The sequence below is a fragment of the Rossellomorea pakistanensis genome, from assembly GCF_016908495.1.
Lineage (GTDB): Bacteria > Bacillota > Bacilli > Bacillales > Bacillaceae_B > Rossellomorea > Rossellomorea pakistanensis.
Map to the genome: position 1 here is coordinate 445,838 of NZ_JAFBDZ010000003.1, position 17,156 is coordinate 462,993.

18 protein-coding genes and 1 other annotated feature are annotated in these 17,156 nt (G+C 37.0%); all 18 genes read left to right on the forward strand.

Going from position 1 to position 17,156, the window contains the following annotated elements; translation table 11 throughout:
• Positions 1–19: 19 nt before the first annotated feature.
• Positions 20–1,195: a cell division protein FtsZ gene (ftsZ, locus tag JOC86_RS16105; protein WP_205173928.1), complete on the forward strand. Its 1,176-nt coding sequence runs from the start codon at positions 20–22 to the stop codon at positions 1,193–1,195.
• Between the two features lie 571 nt (positions 1,196–1,766).
• Positions 1,767–2,693, forward strand: coding sequence for a sigma-E processing peptidase SpoIIGA (gene spoIIGA, locus JOC86_RS16110; protein ID WP_205173929.1), 927 nt, complete (start codon positions 1,767–1,769; stop codon positions 2,691–2,693).
• 147 nt (positions 2,694–2,840) lie between these two features.
• Complete coding sequence (gene sigE, locus JOC86_RS16115) at positions 2,841–3,560, forward strand: RNA polymerase sporulation sigma factor SigE (RefSeq protein ID WP_205173930.1); 720 nt, start codon at positions 2,841–2,843, stop codon at positions 3,558–3,560.
• A gap of 207 nt (positions 3,561–3,767) precedes the next feature.
• A complete protein-coding gene (sigG, locus tag JOC86_RS16120; protein WP_205173931.1) occupies positions 3,768–4,544 on the forward strand; it encodes an RNA polymerase sporulation sigma factor SigG in 777 nt (258 codons plus the stop codon).
• Positions 4,545–4,635: 91 nt separating this feature from the next.
• Positions 4,636–4,914: a YlmC/YmxH family sporulation protein gene (locus tag JOC86_RS16125; protein ID WP_205173932.1), complete on the forward strand. Its 279-nt coding sequence runs from the start codon at positions 4,636–4,638 to the stop codon at positions 4,912–4,914.
• 65 nt (positions 4,915–4,979) lie between these two features.
• A complete protein-coding gene (pgeF, locus tag JOC86_RS16130; RefSeq protein WP_205173933.1) occupies positions 4,980–5,801 on the forward strand; it encodes a peptidoglycan editing factor PgeF in 822 nt (273 codons plus the stop codon).
• A 6-nt stretch (positions 5,802–5,807) separates the two neighbouring features.
• The gene (locus tag JOC86_RS16135; RefSeq protein WP_205173934.1) at positions 5,808–6,482 is read left to right on the forward strand and encodes a YggS family pyridoxal phosphate-dependent enzyme; all 675 of its coding nucleotides are present in this window, start codon (positions 5,808–5,810) and stop codon (positions 6,480–6,482) included.
• Positions 6,483–6,497: 15 nt separating this feature from the next.
• A complete protein-coding gene (locus tag JOC86_RS16140) occupies positions 6,498–6,938 on the forward strand; it encodes a cell division protein SepF (RefSeq protein ID WP_205173935.1) in 441 nt (146 codons plus the stop codon).
• Between the two features lie 8 nt (positions 6,939–6,946).
• Positions 6,947–7,210, forward strand: a complete 264-nt coding sequence (locus JOC86_RS16145; RefSeq protein WP_205173936.1) for a YggT family protein — start codon at positions 6,947–6,949, stop codon at positions 7,208–7,210.
• A gap of 79 nt (positions 7,211–7,289) precedes the next feature.
• A complete protein-coding gene (locus JOC86_RS16150; protein ID WP_205173937.1) occupies positions 7,290–8,066 on the forward strand; it encodes a YlmH family RNA-binding protein in 777 nt (258 codons plus the stop codon).
• Between the two features lie 92 nt (positions 8,067–8,158).
• Entirely contained in the window at positions 8,159–8,674 is a 516-nt protein-coding gene (locus tag JOC86_RS16155; RefSeq protein ID WP_205173938.1) for a DivIVA domain-containing protein, read from the forward strand.
• A 53-nt stretch (positions 8,675–8,727) separates the two neighbouring features.
• Positions 8,728–8,947, forward strand: a binding site (T-box leader).
• 134 nt (positions 8,948–9,081) lie between these two features.
• The gene (gene ileS, locus JOC86_RS16160; RefSeq protein ID WP_205173939.1) at positions 9,082–11,853 is read left to right on the forward strand and encodes an isoleucine--tRNA ligase; all 2,772 of its coding nucleotides are present in this window, start codon (positions 9,082–9,084) and stop codon (positions 11,851–11,853) included.
• A 120-nt stretch (positions 11,854–11,973) separates the two neighbouring features.
• Positions 11,974–12,240, forward strand: coding sequence for a hypothetical protein (locus tag JOC86_RS16165; protein WP_205173940.1), 267 nt, complete (start codon positions 11,974–11,976; stop codon positions 12,238–12,240).
• 105 nt (positions 12,241–12,345) lie between these two features.
• Complete coding sequence (gene lspA / locus JOC86_RS16170) at positions 12,346–12,840, forward strand: signal peptidase II (RefSeq protein ID WP_205173941.1); 495 nt, start codon at positions 12,346–12,348, stop codon at positions 12,838–12,840.
• Entirely contained in the window at positions 12,812–13,723 is a 912-nt protein-coding gene (locus JOC86_RS16175; protein WP_205173942.1) for an RluA family pseudouridine synthase, read from the forward strand. Before lspA ends, JOC86_RS16175 begins: the two co-directional genes overlap by 29 nt.
• 328 nt (positions 13,724–14,051) lie before the next feature.
• Positions 14,052–14,594 carry a bifunctional pyr operon transcriptional regulator/uracil phosphoribosyltransferase PyrR gene (pyrR, locus tag JOC86_RS16180; protein ID WP_205173943.1) on the forward strand — a complete coding sequence of 181 codons (543 nt, stop codon included), beginning with the start codon at positions 14,052–14,054 and terminating at the stop codon, positions 14,592–14,594.
• Positions 14,595–14,787: 193 nt separating this feature from the next.
• Positions 14,788–16,104 (forward strand): uracil-xanthine permease family protein, encoded by a 1,317-nt coding sequence (locus JOC86_RS16185; RefSeq protein WP_205173944.1) that lies wholly within the window; start codon positions 14,788–14,790, stop codon positions 16,102–16,104.
• A 160-nt stretch (positions 16,105–16,264) separates the two neighbouring features.
• The gene (locus tag JOC86_RS16190) at positions 16,265–17,149 is read left to right on the forward strand and encodes an aspartate carbamoyltransferase catalytic subunit (RefSeq protein WP_205173945.1); all 885 of its coding nucleotides are present in this window, start codon (positions 16,265–16,267) and stop codon (positions 17,147–17,149) included.
• The last annotated feature ends 7 nt before the right edge of the window (positions 17,150–17,156 follow it).

The window sequence follows — 17,156 nt, forward strand, 5'->3', positions numbered from 1 at the left end:
CGAATTAGGAGGATTTGTCATGTTGGAGTTTGATACAAATTTAGATTCATTAGCAACTATAAAAGTTATCGGTGTCGGTGGTGGAGGAAACAACGCTGTTAATCGAATGATTGAACATGGCGTTCAAGGTGTTGAATTCATTGCTGTTAATACAGATGCACAAGCTCTTAATCTTTCAAAAGCTGAAATTAAGATGCAAATTGGAGCAAAATTGACTCGTGGTCTTGGAGCAGGAGCTAATCCTGAAGTAGGTAAAAAAGCTGCTGAAGAGAGTAAGGAGCAGATTGAAGAAGCATTGAAAGGTGCTGACATGGTCTTCGTAACAGCTGGTATGGGCGGGGGAACTGGAACAGGTGCGGCACCCGTTATAGCACAAATTGCGAGAGACTTAGGAGCGTTAACGGTTGGGGTTGTTACTCGACCATTCACATTTGAAGGAAGAAAGCGTGCAAACCAAGCGGGTGGTGGAATTTCTGCCATGAAAGAATCGGTTGACACACTAATTGTCATTCCAAATGACCGCCTTCTGGAAATCGTGGATAAGAGTACTCCAATGCTAGAAGCCTTCCGTGAAGCTGATAATGTGCTGCGACAAGGTGTTCAGGGTATTTCAGACTTAATCGCTACACCAGGATTAATTAACCTCGACTTTGCAGATGTTAAAACCATCATGTCTAGTAAAGGTTCAGCTCTCATGGGAATTGGTGTCTCCTCAGGTGAAAACCGTGCTACAGAAGCAGCGAAAAAAGCAGTCTCTAGTCCACTTCTTGAGACTTCTATAGATGGGGCGCAAGGTGTCCTTATGAATATAACTGGCGGAACATCCTTAAGTCTTTATGAAGTTCAAGAAGCAGCTGATATCGTTGCATCTGCATCAGATCAAGATGTAAATATGATCTTCGGTTCTGTCATTAATGAGAATTTAAAAGATGAAATTGTCGTTACAGTTATTGCAACTGGTTTTAATGAAGAAGTGCTTCAAACGAAAAATACACGTCCATCCTTTGGTGGGTTAAAGCCAAATGTAAATAATCAAAACCAAAATCAAAACCAAAATCATACGACACAACCTGTCCATCGTGAAGTTAGACGAGAAGAAGCTCATCAGCAAGAGGCGCCTCGATCAACACAACAAGGAGCGGAAGAAACTTTAGATATTCCGACCTTCTTACGTAACCGAAATCGCAGAAGATAATGACATAATAAATTTAAGTCAGACTCCTTATTAAGGGGTCTGTTTTTTTATTGCTCTTTTCGTATAGCTGTTTTCTAAAGGTTGTTGTTTTTTAAAAAAAGATTGGTTGGAGTGGGAGATGCGAGACTCCAGCGGGAGTTGCGGGACAGGTGAGACCTATGCAGGAGCAAGGCGACGAGGAGGCACACAGCCTGCCCCGAGGAAAGCGAGCATTCTTTCGCTGCAACCAACCACCCCTTTTCCTATAACAACAATGTTACGAAAACAGTCTTCCGTATAGATTGGTTTCTCGCAAAAGAATTAGAGAGAATTATCGATAGAAAATCCTCCTGCTATTATCAAGGCACAAACAAATTTGTATAACCATTTTTTATGTAGAATGATTTTATTTACTCTACTCTTCCAATAGCTCTATGAAATTTAAATTCTGAAAAAAAGTAATTAGACAAAATTCGAATCGAAACATGAAAAATTCCTCTCTTTTGCATACAGAAACTGACACACTTTTAAATAGAATGTACGTTATACTTCACATAACGAATTCGTACTGGCATATAAAGGAGGGGAATGATTGACTTTATATCTAGATGTCATATGGTTATTAAACCTTTTAGTAGATAGTTTTTTACTTTGGATGACAGGACTCCTATTAAAAAGGCATCTTACGATGTGGAGAATTTTTGCTGGTGGTTTTATTGGGTCTCTTATTATCATTATTCAATTCTTACCTATGCAACTAATAAATATTGGTCCATTAGTCAAACTGTCATTTTCAATAGTGATGATCGCGGTTGCATTTGGATATAAACGTTTCAAATTCTTTATTCAAAATCTCCTCATGTTTTATTTCATCACATTTTTAACTGGTGGTTTTTTAATTGGCCTACATTATTTCGTTAAATTTGATTCTAACTTACAATCAGATATGTTTTTAGCGAGTATAAAGGGGTTTGGAGACCCAATAAGCTGGGTTTTTGTCATGTTTGCACTCCCTGCAGCATGGTACTTTTCTAAAAGAAGAGTAGATGCAATTGAAACTGTCAAAATTCACTATGAGCAGCTTGTTGATGTAAAAATTGAAATTAATGACATTCATTTAAATCTAAAAGGATTGGTAGACAGTGGGAATAGCTTATATGATCCAATGACGAAAAGTCCTGTCATGATTATATCGGTTTCTGAATTCAGTGAAATAATACCTCAAGAGGTCATGAATTTAGCTGATTCTATTGATGAACTAATAAGTGGCAATTGTGACCTTCCGACAGAATGGTCAGATCGAATGAGGTTTATTCCAGCAAATTCAGTTGGCAAAAAGAATCAGCTGCTTGTTGCTTTTAAGCCGCATACAATTGTCATTGAAAATGATAGTGGGAAATGGGAATGTAAGAAAGGATTAATTTCATTTGAGCGTCAGCAACTTAGTTCGGATGGTCAATTTAATTGCATTGTTCATCCTAAGATGATGGCAGATCAACCATATCAAAGTGTTTCATAAACGACTACCGAAATTAGATGTTGTAAAGGTTAGTGGTTTTGATTATTTTTCTGTTTTATTCGGCTTCTTGAAAGGAATAAACCATAACCATAAGAGAAAAGCGAAGATAATAAATGAACATTCAATACCTTTGAAGGGGGAACAGACGTGAAAAAATTCCGATTAAAGTTCTTATATTATTGGTACAAATTATTAATGAAGCTAGGGTTAAAATCCGATGAAATTTACTATATTGGTGGAAGTGAAGCATTACCTCCTCCATTATCAAAGGACGAAGAAGAGGTACTATTAAAAAAACTTCCGAATGGAGATAAAGCAGCAAGATCGATATTAATTGAGCGAAATTTAAGACTAGTCGTTTACATTGCAAGGAAATTTGAAAATACAGGGATTAACATTGAAGATCTTATAAGTATTGGAACAATAGGCTTAATAAAAGCTGTTAACACGTTTAATCCAGAAAAAAAGATCAAGCTTGCCACATATGCTTCAAGATGTATTGAAAACGAAATCCTTATGTACTTAAGAAGAAATAATAAACTTCGCTCTGAAGTTTCATTTGATGAACCTTTAAACATTGATTGGGATGGTAATGAACTTCTCCTTTCAGATGTACTTGGAACAGAAGAAGATATCATCACTAAGGATTTAGAAGCTACAGTTGATCGGAATTTATTATTTAAAGCATTACATCATTTATCAGATCGTGAGAAGCAAATCATGGAACTCAGATTTGGTTTAAGCGGAGAAGAGGAAAAAACTCAGAAAGATGTCGCGGATATGCTTGGAATATCACAATCTTACATATCGCGATTAGAAAAACGAATTATTAAAAGACTTCAAAAAGAGTTCAATAAAATGGTTTAATTATATCAAAAAAATGGAGGAGGCTCTTCAAGAGTTTCCTCTTATTTTTTTGAAAATTTTTTTATTATAAGCAAATCCTTGATATCAATATGGTTTAGGCTTTTTCATAAAAAAGATTGCGATTCAACAGAATAGGACAATGCATAAAATTTCCTTCCAGGGAGATACTGAACTTTGTACAGCAGCTCCTACAAGGAGGGGAAAGAATTGACTCGCAACAAAGTAGAAATTTGTGGTGTAGACACGTCGAAGCTTCCTGTTCTAAAAAATGAAGAAATGCGAGAACTATTCAGAATCATGCAGGCTGGTGATCTCTCTGCAAGAGAGAAATTGGTCAATGGAAACTTGCGTCTTGTATTAAGTGTTATTCAAAGGTTCAATAATCGTGGAGAGTATGTAGATGATTTATTTCAAGTAGGCTGTATTGGTCTAATGAAATCTATTGATAACTTTGACTTAGGACAGAATGTACGCTTTTCTACATACGCAGTTCCAATGATCATTGGAGAAATTCGTCGTTATTTAAGAGATAATAATCCTATTCGAGTTTCTCGTTCCCTACGAGATATTGCTTATAAAGCACTTCAAGTTAGAGAACGACTTATGGGTGAAACATCCAAGGAGCCAACTGCTGAAGAAATTGCAAAAGTGTTAGATGTATCACATGAAGAGATTGTGTTTGCGCTTGACGCCATTCAGGATCCGGTCTCACTTTTTGAGCCAATCTATAATGATGGCGGGGATCCGATATTTGTTATGGATCAGCTAAGTGATGAACGAAATAAAGATCACACTTGGATCGAAGAAATAGCTTTAAAAGAAGGTATGAGGCGCTTAAATGATCGTGAGAAACTCATTATTAGAAAGCGTTTCTTCCAAGGAAAAACGCAAATGGAGGTTGCTGATGAGATTGGTATTTCTCAAGCTCAAGTCTCACGTTTAGAAAAAGCGGCAATCAAACAAATGAATAAGAATATCCAATAGAGCAGATTCTTTGTGAACTCTTCACAAGGGGTCTGCTCTCCCTTTTTTCTGCATATATTGTGATAAATAGTAATAGAAATGAGGGAGCAGTATGGTACGGATATCTGAATTTCAAATAAAGGATGTTGTCAGTATTTCCGATGGACGTAAGCTTGGAAATATAAATGATATTGAAATTAATTTAGACACAGGAAAAATAGAGGCCATTGTCATTGGTGGGAATGGGAAGCTATTAGGCTTCTTTGGAAGAGATGAAGATGTTGTCATTCCATGGAATAGCATTGTCAAAATTGGTGAAGATGTGATTCTCGTTCGACATAAAGATAATCATTATTTACAGGGTCAACTTGAGGAACCGAAGCAGTCGTAAAAAACAACAATGTTGTTATAGGGAATTCTATGGTAAAATAAATAAAAACGGAAGGGGACAAATCGTTGTTATCTGAGCCATTTAAACAAAGTAACGAATCATTTTTATTAGTAGAAGAATGTTCCCATTCCTTTCCTTCACTTACCATAGGATTTACGACAAAAAATAATGGATTTAGCAAAAAACCTTTTCATTCCTTTAATATGGGACTTCATGTCGACGATTTAGATCAAAATGTCATTAAGAATCGTCAGAAGCTATCCGACCTTCTTAAATTTCCATTAAATAAATGGGTAGGTGCTCAGCAAACACATGAAACAACCATTCAATGGGTAACACAGGAAGATGCTGGCTATGGATCATCTGATTACAAGAGTGCATTGAGAAAAACGGATGGGCTTATGACCAATCAATCTGGAATTCTCTTGACAATGTGTTATGCAGATTGTGTTCCCTTGTATTTTATTGAGCCTGAATCTAACCTGATTGGAATTGCCCATGCAGGTTGGAAGGGGTCCGTTGGAAATATTGCCGGCAAAATGGTAGAGAAATTTGAAGCATCAGGAGCAACTCCGAGCAAAATCAGAGTGGTGATTGGGCCATCCATTTGTCAATCATGCTATCAAGTAAACCACATTGTTATTGATGAAATAGAGAAGGTCTTAAGCTTTGATCAAGTTCGTCCTTATACACAAGTTGGACATGATCAATTTCAATTAGATTTACATAAACTTAATACACAGCTACTTCTTAATAGTGGAATATTACGAAACAATATTACCCTTTCTACTTATTGCTCTTCGTGCGATGATCATCTATTTTATTCACATAGAAGAGACAATGGAAAGACTGGAAGAATGATGAGCTTTATCGGCTGGAAGGAGTGAGTCTTCATGAGAGTTATAGATAAGCTCGAAATGATAAAAAAACATATTAACGAAGCTTGTAAACAAAGTAATCGGAACCCCGAAGAGATTAATATAATTGCTGTAACGAAATATGTGTCATCAGATAGAGCCAAAGAAGCAATTGAAGCAGGCATTCAGGATTTAGGCGAAAACCGTGATGAAGGGCTACTCAATAAGTGGGAAACCCTTGGGGACAAGCCTTTTTGGCATTTTATCGGAACTCTACAATCTAGAAAAGTTAAGAATATTATTGATAAAGTTTCTTACATACATTCATTAGATCGGTTGTCCTTAGCAAAAGAAATTAACAAAAGGGCAGACAAGCCTATCTCATGTTTCGTCCAAGTCAATGTGTCAGGTGAAGAATCAAAACATGGCTTACTTCCAGAAGATACAGTTGACTTTATTGAAAAACTAGAGCAGTTCGAAAACATTAGAGTAATTGGACTTATGACGATGGCTCCTCATATCGAAGATGAAACATTGTTAAGAAACTGTTTTAGAAAATTAAAATTGCTTCAAAAAGAAGTTGAAAATTTACACCTAGAATCAGCTCCATGTCATGAGTTATCCATGGGAATGTCAAATGACTATAAGATTGCAATAGAGGAAGGAGCTACTTATATTAGGATTGGTACTGCATTAGTCGGTGGAGAATGAGAGGAGGAAGATTAAGTGGGAATTGGAAGTAAGCTTAAAACTTTTTTCTTGTTAGATGAAGATGAAGTCGAGTATGAAGATGAGCGTTATCAGGAACAAGAGGTAGAGGAGAAGTCGCCTGTGAAACAACATAATCAGAAACAAAATGTTGTAAGCTTACAAAGCGTACAGCAGTCATCCAAAGTGATGATTCTTGAGCCTAGAGTTTATGCTGAAGCTCAGGAAATTGCCGATCATTTGAAAAATCGCAAGTCAATAGTCGTCAATCTGCAAAGAATTCAACATGACCAAGCGAAGAGAATAGTTGATTTTCTTAGTGGTACTGTTTATGCTATCGGTGGAGATATTCAAAGGATTGGCAGCAATATCTTTCTTTGTACCCCTGATAATGTAGAAGTCAGCGGAAATATTTCAGAGTTTTTGCAAGAAGAAGAAAACCGGAACTCGAGGTGGTAACGTAAACTATGGAATTAGTATTTGGAATATTATTTAGACTGATTGAAATTTATTCATGGGCATTAATCATTTATATATTAATGTCATGGTTTCCGAATGCAAGAGAAACAGCTATAGGTCAATTTCTTGCAAGAATATGTGAACCGTATTTAGAGCCATTTCGTCGATTTGTCCCGCCGCTTGGAATGATTGATATTTCTCCAATTGTTGCATTTATTACACTAAATCTAGCAAGAATGGGATTAGGTCAACTGTATATGTGGATAGCATAATGTGAAAAAGGAGTTAGCCTAATGCGCTCCTTTTTCTTTTGTATATTAATCAAGTTTTTTCTAAAGAAAGGTGCATAACATGACGTCTATTTATCAGCATTTTCGAAGTGATGAAAGAGATTTTATTGATCAAGTATTAGAATGGCGGAGCTACGTAGAAACGAATTATGCCCCCAAATTAACTGATTTTCTTGATCCAAGACAGCAGCGAATCCTCATATCCATCATTGGACAGCACCATGAAGTAAAATACAGTCTTTTTCCTGAAAGTGAACAAGTTGAAAGAAAAAGGGTACTTATCTATCCCGATTATTATATTCCTTTACAAGACGATTATAACGTGGCCCTTTATAAGCTAAACTATCCAGAAAAGTTCATTAGATTAGAACATCGCCAAATCTTAGGGAGTATTCTTTCACTAGGGATTAAGAGAGAGAAGTTTGGTGACATCATTCTCAATCAACCGGTCATTCAATTTATGGTAGCGGAAGAAGTATCTCATTATGTACAGATGCATCTCAATCAAATCGGAAAGAATAAAGTTAGTTTAGATAGAGTAGCTTTTGATCACTTAATTCAATCAGAAGAAAAATGGAGAGAGAAAGTATCAACAGTAAGCTCACTAAGACTTGATGTTATTATTTCTTCGATTTACAACATTTCTAGGCAAAAGGCAAAAGATTTTATTACTGGAGGAATTGTCAAAGTGAATTGGAGGAATGTGGAACAGGTTTCATTTGATGTAGAGGAAGGCGATGTATTATCTGTCAGAGGTCTTGGAAGAAGTAAACTATTATCGATTGAAGGGAGGACTAAAAAAGAAAAATGGCGCATTATCGCAGGACTATTAAATTAATTTAAAGAAATTGCAGGAATATACCCACATTCTGTCGAAAATTCAGTTATAATAAACTATAGATTAAAGCATGTTTATGGAGGTGCTTATTAATGCCTTTAACGCCGTTAGACATACATAACAAAGAATTTAGTCGCGGCTTTCGCGGTTATGATGAAGATGAAGTAAATGAATTTCTAGATCAAATCATTAAAGATTATGAGATCTTAATTCGTGAAAAGAAAGAATTAGAAGAAAAACTGAACTCACAAAGTGAAAGATTAGGTCATTTCTCTAATATTGAAGAAACATTAAATAAGTCAATTGTTGTTGCACAGGAAGCGGCAGAAGAAGTAAAACGTAATGCAGGAAAAGAGGCTAAATTGATTATAAAAGAAGCTGAAAAGAATGCAGATCGTATTGTAAATGAATCCCTTTCAAAGGCAAGGAAAATTGCTCTTGAAATAGAGGAATTGAAAAAACAATCTAAAGTATTCAGAACACGCTTTAAAATGCTAATTGAAGCTCAGCTAGATCTAATAAATAATGATGATTGGGATCAATTGATGGAATTCGATGTCGATGCGACCGAGCTAAAAAATTTACAAAAAGAAGACTCACTATCTTGACGTAAACCATTTAGTTTTCATATAATTGAAAAACAATAGAATTTCGATAACCATTACATGCTATGAGAGGGACAGTACGTTTCCATAACTCTTCAATAAAGCGAGTCGAGGATGGTGAAAGCTCGACGAAGAAATGAAGCGGAATATCACCCAGGAGCTCTAAATTTGAAATCCTCAGTAGAATTTAGCGTTTTATTCACGTTACGAATATCAAAGTGGGTAATTATTTACCTATTAGGGTGGTACCGCGGGAAAAACCTTCTCGTCCCTTTGGGACGAGAAGGTTTTTTTCTATTCTTAGAATTTCCGTTAAGGACTCCTTATTTTAGTTAAATGTTTGAAATAAGGTTCATTTCGGAAACAATTTTAAGAAGGAATATTGTCATGATGCTAAAGGAGGAAAAGCTTTGGAATACAAAGACACGTTATTAATGCCAAAAACGGAATTCCCGATGCGTGGGAATTTACCAAAAAGAGAGCCTGAAATGCAGCAAAAATGGGAAGAGATGAATATTTATCAAAAAGTACAAGAAAGAACAAAAGGCCGTCCATTATTTGTTCTACATGATGGTCCTCCATATGCGAATGGAGACATTCATATGGGGCATGCTCTTAATAAAATTTTAAAAGATTTCATCGTTCGATATAAATCGATGGCAGGCTTTTGTGCTCCATATGTGCCTGGTTGGGACACACATGGACTTCCAATTGAGCAAGCTCTAACTAAAAAAGGTGTAAAACGTAAAGAAATGACTGTTGCTGAGTTTAGGAAACTTTGCGAGGAGTATGCCTATGAACAAATCGATAGTCAACGTGAGCAGTTTAAAAAACTTGGTGTACGTGGCGATTGGGAGAATCCTTACATTACACTGAAGCCAGAATATGAAGCACAACAGATTCTTGTGTTTGGAGATATGGCGAAAAAAGGTTATATCTATAAAGGATTAAAGCCTGTTTACTGGTCTCCTTCTAGTGAATCTGCATTAGCTGAAGCGGAAATTGAATACCAAGATAAACGTTCACCTTCCATCTATGTAGGTTTTTCTGTTACCGATGGAAAAGAAGTATTAGAAGCAGGAACTAAAATTGTCATTTGGACTACAACGCCATGGACAATCCCTGCAAACCTTGCAATTGCTGTTCATGCAGATTTAAATTATGTTGTTGTCAAGGTGAATAATGATCAGTTTGTCGTAGCAGAAGAACTGCTAGAAAGTGTGGCTGAAGTTCTTGAATGGAATAGCCAAGAAGTATTAAAAACGGTTAAAGGCTCTAGCCTAGAACACATTATTACTTCACATCCACTTTATGATCGTGATTCCATTGTAGTATTAGGTGACCATGTTACAACTGATTCTGGTACTGGTTGTGTACACACAGCACCAGGACATGGGGAGGATGACTTCCTAGTTGGAAAGAAATATGGATTAGATATTCTTTGTCCTGTAGATGAAAAAGGGGTCATGACTGCTGAAGCACCTGGATTTGAAGGACAATTTTATGATAAAGCAAATAAACCGATCACTGAGAAGCTGGAAGAAGTAGGGGCGCTTCTTAAATTGAACTTTATCACACACTCCTATCCACATGACTGGAGAACGAAGAAACCAATAATCTTTAGAGCAACTTCACAATGGTTTGCCTCTATTGATAAATTTAGAGACGAACTTTTAGAGGCTGTGAAAGGAACAAAATGGGTTCCAGCCTGGGGGGAAACCCGTTTATTCAATATGGTCCGTGACCGTGGAGATTGGTGTATTTCGAGGCAGCGTGCCTGGGGAGTTCCAATTCCAGTATTCTTCGCTGAATCTGGAGAGGAAATCATTACAGAGGAATCAATTAAACATGTATCCGACCTATTCCGTGAACACGGTTCAAATGTCTGGTTTGAACGTGAAGCGAAAGACTTGTTACCTGAAGGGTTTACACACCCAGGTAGTCCAAATGGTTGCTTTACGAAGGAACAGGATATTATGGATGTATGGTTTGATTCAGGGTCCTCTCATCAAGCGGTTCTTGAGGAACGTGATGATTTACAAAGACCGGCCGACTTATATCTAGAAGGCTCTGACCAATATCGCGGATGGTTTAACTCCTCCTTAACAACAGGAGTTGCTGTTACAGGAAAAGCTCCATATAAAGGTGTTCTAAGTCATGGTTTCGCTCTTGACGGAAATGGAAGAAAGATGAGTAAGTCCCTAGGAAATGTAGTTGTACCTGGAAAGGTTATGAAACAACTAGGAGCGGATATTTTACGTCTATGGGTAGCCTCTGTTGATTATCAGGCAGATGTGCGTGTATCTGACCCTATTTTGAAACAAGTTGCGGAAGTATACCGCAAAATCCGCAATACATTCCGTTTCTTGTTAGGGAACCTTGCTGACTTTGATCCAAAAAATGATACAATTGCTTATGAAGACTTAAGAGAAGTTGATCAATATTTACTTGTAAAATTAAATCATTTAGTCAAGTCAGTACGTGAAGGCTACGAAAACTATGATTTTGCAACGATTTATAATAAAGTAAACAATTTCTGTACATTAGACCTTAGCTCGTTCTACCTTGATTTCGCAAAAGATGTCCTTTACATTGAGGCAACAAATCATTATGAAAGAAGAGCCATGCAAACAGTCTTGTATGATTGTTTAGTGACTCTTACAAAACTAATGTCACCAATTCTTTCACATACTGCTGATGAGGTTTGGGGGCATATTCCTGGCGTTGAAGGTGAAAGCGTCCAATTAACGGATATGCCAGAGAGTAAAGAAAAATCAAATGACGCTGAACTCGTTAATAAGTGGGAGAAATTCTTAGAATTAAGAGATGATGTCTTAAAAGCGCTAGAAGAAGCACGTAACGAGAAAGTGATTGGGAAGTCTCTAACAGCCAAAGTTAGTCTATTTGTTGATGATAAGACAAAAAAATTGCTGGATTCTGTTAATGAGGATTTAAAACAATTATTCATTGTTTCAAGCTTTGAAGTTGCAGGAAAGGTTGATGAAGCACCAGAAAGCGCATTAAAGCTTGGGAAGAACGCATTAGTAGTCGAAAAAGCGGAAGGCGAAACATGTGATCGCTGTTGGATTGTGTCTCCGCAAGTTGGCGAAGATCCAGATCATCCGGCACTATGTCCACGATGTGCACAAGTAGTAAAAGAAAACTATACTCATTTAGCATAATTTTTGACAAAAGACCAAAACCTTAAAATGGTTTTGGTCTTTTGTTGTTAAATTAATTTCTAATTCTTACATATCTAAATTTCTACATAACAATCCATACTATTAACAGGAGGGATGATGATGGATAAAGATTTGATAAAACTTATAAATGAATTAGAGATCTCTTTGTTAGAACTCAGTGAAGCGCATTCTTCGAATACTCTTGTACAACACTACATCCAAGAAGAAAAAAGAGATATTGAGCAATTATTAAACCAAATCTATTTTAACCCAGAAGAAGTCTCCACATTACCCGTTGAAACTCTTGATTCAAGCTATATGATCTATAGTCCTCATCAAAATTATAGTTGGAAAAAATATATAAAAAGATCTAATTCATTACAATAACTATTTTATGTCTACTGGGTGATATTTGTAAAAAAGTGTTCTTCCTATTGGAGTTATGCTAAAATGCTAAGGTAATCATTCTTTAAGATACGGAGGTTGCCTTAGTTGATTTATTATCTTATTGCATTATTTATTATCGCATTAGATCAATTAACAAAATGGCTTATTGTAAAAAATATGGAGGAAGGTGAGAGTATAACAGTTATAGAAAATCTTTTCTATATCACCTCTCATCGTAATCAAGGGGCAGCATGGGGAATACTCCAGGGAAAAATGTGGTTCTTTTATATTATAACCATCATCGTTATTATTGGAATTGTTTATTATTTGCAAAAGCATGCAAAAGGGATTCCGTTATTTAGTGTTAGTCTAGCTTTTATGCTCGGTGGAGCAATTGGGAATTTTATTGACCGCTTATTTCGAAAAGAAGTAGTCGACTTTTTGAATACATATATTTTTTCTTATGACTTCCCAATTTTTAATATAGCGGATGCTGCACTATCAATAGGCGTGGTATTATTAATTATCTACATGATTCAAGAAGAACGCAAGGAGAAAAAGGAGAAGTTAGATGGAAGTAATGGAGCACATCATTCATGAGCAAGAAGTTAGTGAACGATTAGATAAAGTTTTATCGACTATAGATGCAGGTTGGTCAAGATCACAGGTTCAACAATGGATAAAGGACGGACAGGTTTTAGTGAATGGGGAATCCGTTAAACCTAATTATAAATGTGCATTAGGTGATGCCGTTAAGATATCAATTCCAGAACCTGAAGAGTTAGATGTAGTACCAGAAGCAATGGAATTAGATATTTACTATGAGGATGAAGATGTCGTTGTCGTGAACAAACCAAGGGGGATGGTCGTCCACCCTGCACCAGGTCATCCCTCAGGAACACTTGTTAATGGTTTAATGGCTCACTGTAAAGATCTTTCAGGAATCAATGGGGTACTAAGGCCTGGAATTGTTCATCGAATTGATAAAGATACTTCTGGTTTGCTGATGGTAGCTAAAAATGATTTTTCTCACGAAAAGCTGGTTAATCAATTGGTTGAAAAGACGGTGACAAGAAAGTATAAAGCGATCGTACACGGAAATCCGCCTCATGATTATGGAACGATTGATGCCCCCATCGGGAGAGATTCGAAAGATCGTCAAAGTATGGCTATTGTCGATAATGGAAGAAATGCTGTAACCCACTTCAGAATATTAGACAGATACAAAGATTATAGCCTTGTAGAATGTGAACTAGAAACAGGGAGAACTCATCAAATTCGCGTTCACATGAAATATATTGGTTATCCTTTAGCAGGCGATCCTAAGTATGGCCCAAGAAAAACGCTCCCTATAGATGGGCAAGCCCTTCATGCAGGAGTGCTTGGTTTTATACACCCTCGAACAGAAGAATACGTAGAATTCGAGGCGGATGAGCCTGAAGAATTTAAGGAAATCATCCGTTTTCTAGAATTAAATCGTTAATAAATTCTTATAACTTAATTTTCGGAAAAAGACTGCAATATTTTAGGGATAATTCTAATCACTATTCATTCGTAGATACTATTTTCTGAAAACAATATTAACTGTGAAACCCTTGACATATATCGACGATCATTATAATATAATCATTAAGTGAATAAGGAACCTTTAATACAGTCCCGTGAGGCTGAGAAGGAGATAGTATAACTACGTACGAGTGTAGTTTGATTATCATACAACGATAAGTGTGCCCTCTCACCCAATTACGGTGCGAGGGATTTTTTTTATGGGTTTCACTTCAGTTTACTAAAAACGAAGAAGAGGTGAAGAAATGGTACAAAAAGCGATTGTGCTAGATCAAGCATCGATTAGAAGAGCCTTAACAAGAATTGCTCATGAAATTATTGAACGTAACAAAGGCATTGAAAATTGTGTCTTAGTGGGCATAAAAACAAGAGGGATTTATCTGGCAAAACGACTAGCTGAAAAAATTGAACAAATCGAAGGCGAGTCCATTCCAGTAGGGGAAATAGATATTACACTTTATAGAGACGATCTTACGACAAAAACATCTAACAACGAACCAGAAGTAAAAGGTTCTGACTTACCGGTAGAAATTAATCATAAAAAAGTCATTCTCATCGACGATGTTCTTTACACTGGCAGAACGGTAAGAGCTGCGCTCGATGCTTTAATCGACATAGGAAGACCTAGTTCAATTCAGCTTGCTGTTTTAGTAGATAGAGGTCATCGCGAACTCCCGATTAGAGCGGATTTTGTAGGGAAAAATATTCCTACCTCGAGCTCAGAGAAAATAATGGTTGAGCTGACAGAAGTTGATTCAGAGGATCAAGTAACAATACACGATAATTAAATAGTACTCCTTTTAAATGTAGTCCAGTGAGGCTAACAAAGGTCGGTATGTGAATGAGTATTCTTCAAGTGATGAAGGATATCTATACATCTATGCCCTCTTTGTGCCTTCCAATGGACACGAAGAGGGTTTTTTGTATGAATACGATATCATTCAGTCATCAAAGAAGATACATGCGAGGAGGAGATTGAATATGACTCAATCAAATGAACCAGTATTAGATGTAAAAGATGTTCCGAAGCCAGCTAAATGGTTAACGTTAAGCATCCAGCACTTATTCGCAATGTTTGGAGCAACGGTTCTAGTTCCTTTCCTAGTGGGGTTAAGTCCTGCGGTAGCACTTGTTTCAAGCGGACTTGGTACATTAGCTTATCTACTTATCACAAGAGGTCAAATTCCAGCCTTTTTAGGGTCATCGTTTGCCTTTATCCAACCGATTATTATCGCCAAGGCAGCGGGAGGTACGGAAGCTGCTATGCTTGGGAGCTTTCTGGCAGGAATAGTTTATGGTATTGTAGCCCTGTTAATTTCTAAGTTAGGACTCAAGTGGCTATTACGAATACTGCCGCCGATTGTGGTTGGCCCTGTTATTATGGTCATCGGTCTTGGTTTAGCAGGAACTGCAGTCAATATGGCTATGTATGAAAATCCGGGAGCACAAGAACTGGTTTATAGCAACACTCATTTTCTTGTGGCACTTGCAACTCTATCGATAACCATTTTTTGTTCCATCTATTTAAAAGGAATCTTTGGACTTATCCCGATTTTAGCTGGAATTATTGGAGGATACATTATCGCCCTTTTTGCTGGAATTGTAGATTTGTCTGGAGTTAAAGAAGCACCACTATTCCAAGTACCTGAATTTTTCATTCCCTATGTTAGCTACACGCCGGACTTTAGCTGGGGAATTGCTGCGGCTATGGTGCCAGTAGCCATCGTAACACTATCTGAACACACAGGACATCAAATGGTTCTTAGTAAGGTAGTTGGTAGAAACTTTGTTGAAAAGCCAGGATTACATCGCTCCATTCTTGGAGATGGTGTTGCGACAACAATTGCTTCCTTTATTGGAGGGCCACCAAATACGACTTACGGGGAGAACATTGGAGTGCTCGCGATTACAAAAGTGTATAGTGTTTATGTGATCGGAGGAGCGGCGATTCTGGCCATTGCCTTTGGATTCATAGGGAAAATTACAGCACTTATTAGCTCAATTCCACCAGCTGTTATGGGGGGCGTATCACTTCTATTGTTCGGGATCATCGCCTCAAACGGTCTAAGAATGTTAATTGATAATAAGGTGGACCTTGGTAATAAACGTAACCTAATCATTTCATCTGTTATTCTCGTCATTGGTATTGGGGGAGCGTTTGTAGAAATTACTGACACAATATCCTTATCTGGAATGGCATTAGCATCGATTGTCGGGATATTTCTTAACCTTGTCCTTCCAGGAAGAGAAGAAAGTGAAGGTAAGCAAGAATTGTTTGAAGAAAATAAAGTTGCATAGAAACACCTTTTAAATGAAAGTCCAGAGAGGCTTGAAAGGGTGTGATTGAATAGTGAGAAGGCGTAATATGCCTTCCCCTATCCAAAAACACCCTGACAGCTAATAGGCAGGGTGTTTTTTTATAAAATAGTTTATTCCTATAAGAAAAGGATTGGTAAATGTGAAGCATTTATTAACGATGAACGAACTCACAACTGAAGAAATCGAAAGCATTTTAACACAAGCAGAAAAATTTAAGAACTGTGAGACGTGGGATGGAGCAAGAGAAAAGTATATTTCCAATCTTTTTTTTGAAGCTAGTACAAGAACAAGATGCAGCTTTGAAATGGCAGAAAGGAAGCTCGGTATATCTGTCATTCCATTTGAGGCTGCTACTTCATCTGTTCAAAAAGGTGAATCACTTTATGATACCGTCAAATTTATGGAATCGATTGGAGTAGATGCAGTTGTCATTAGACATGAAGAAGATCATTACTTTAGACAGCTTATGGAGGGAATAAACATTCCGATTATCAACGGGGGAGATGGTTGTGGAAACCATCCTACACAATGCCTGCTTGATTTACTTACCATTAAAGAAGAATTCGGGTCCTTTGAAGACTTAAAAATATCGATTATTGGTGATATCAAGCATAGTAGAGTAGCGAGGTCCAATGCAGAGGCATTAACAAAACTTGGAGCGACAGTTTGTTTTTCCGGACCGAAAGAATGGTTTTCCAATGCTCTTCTAGAGAATGGTGAATACTTAGAAATTGACGAAGCGATTGAAACCTCAGACGGAGTGATGCTGCTAAGAATTCAACATGAAAGGCATGCTAGCACATCGCAACTTACTAAGGAAGAGTACCACGATTCATTTGGACTAACGATCGAAAGAGAAAAAAGGATGAAAAGAAATAGTATCATTATGCATCCAGCACCCTTTAATAGAGGGGTAGAAATTGCTGATGAACTTGTGGAAAGTGCAAAATCTAGAATTTTTAAACAAATGGAGAATGGTGTATTCGTTCGAATGGCTGTTTTGAAGAAAGTATTGGAAAAATAAAGGAGGA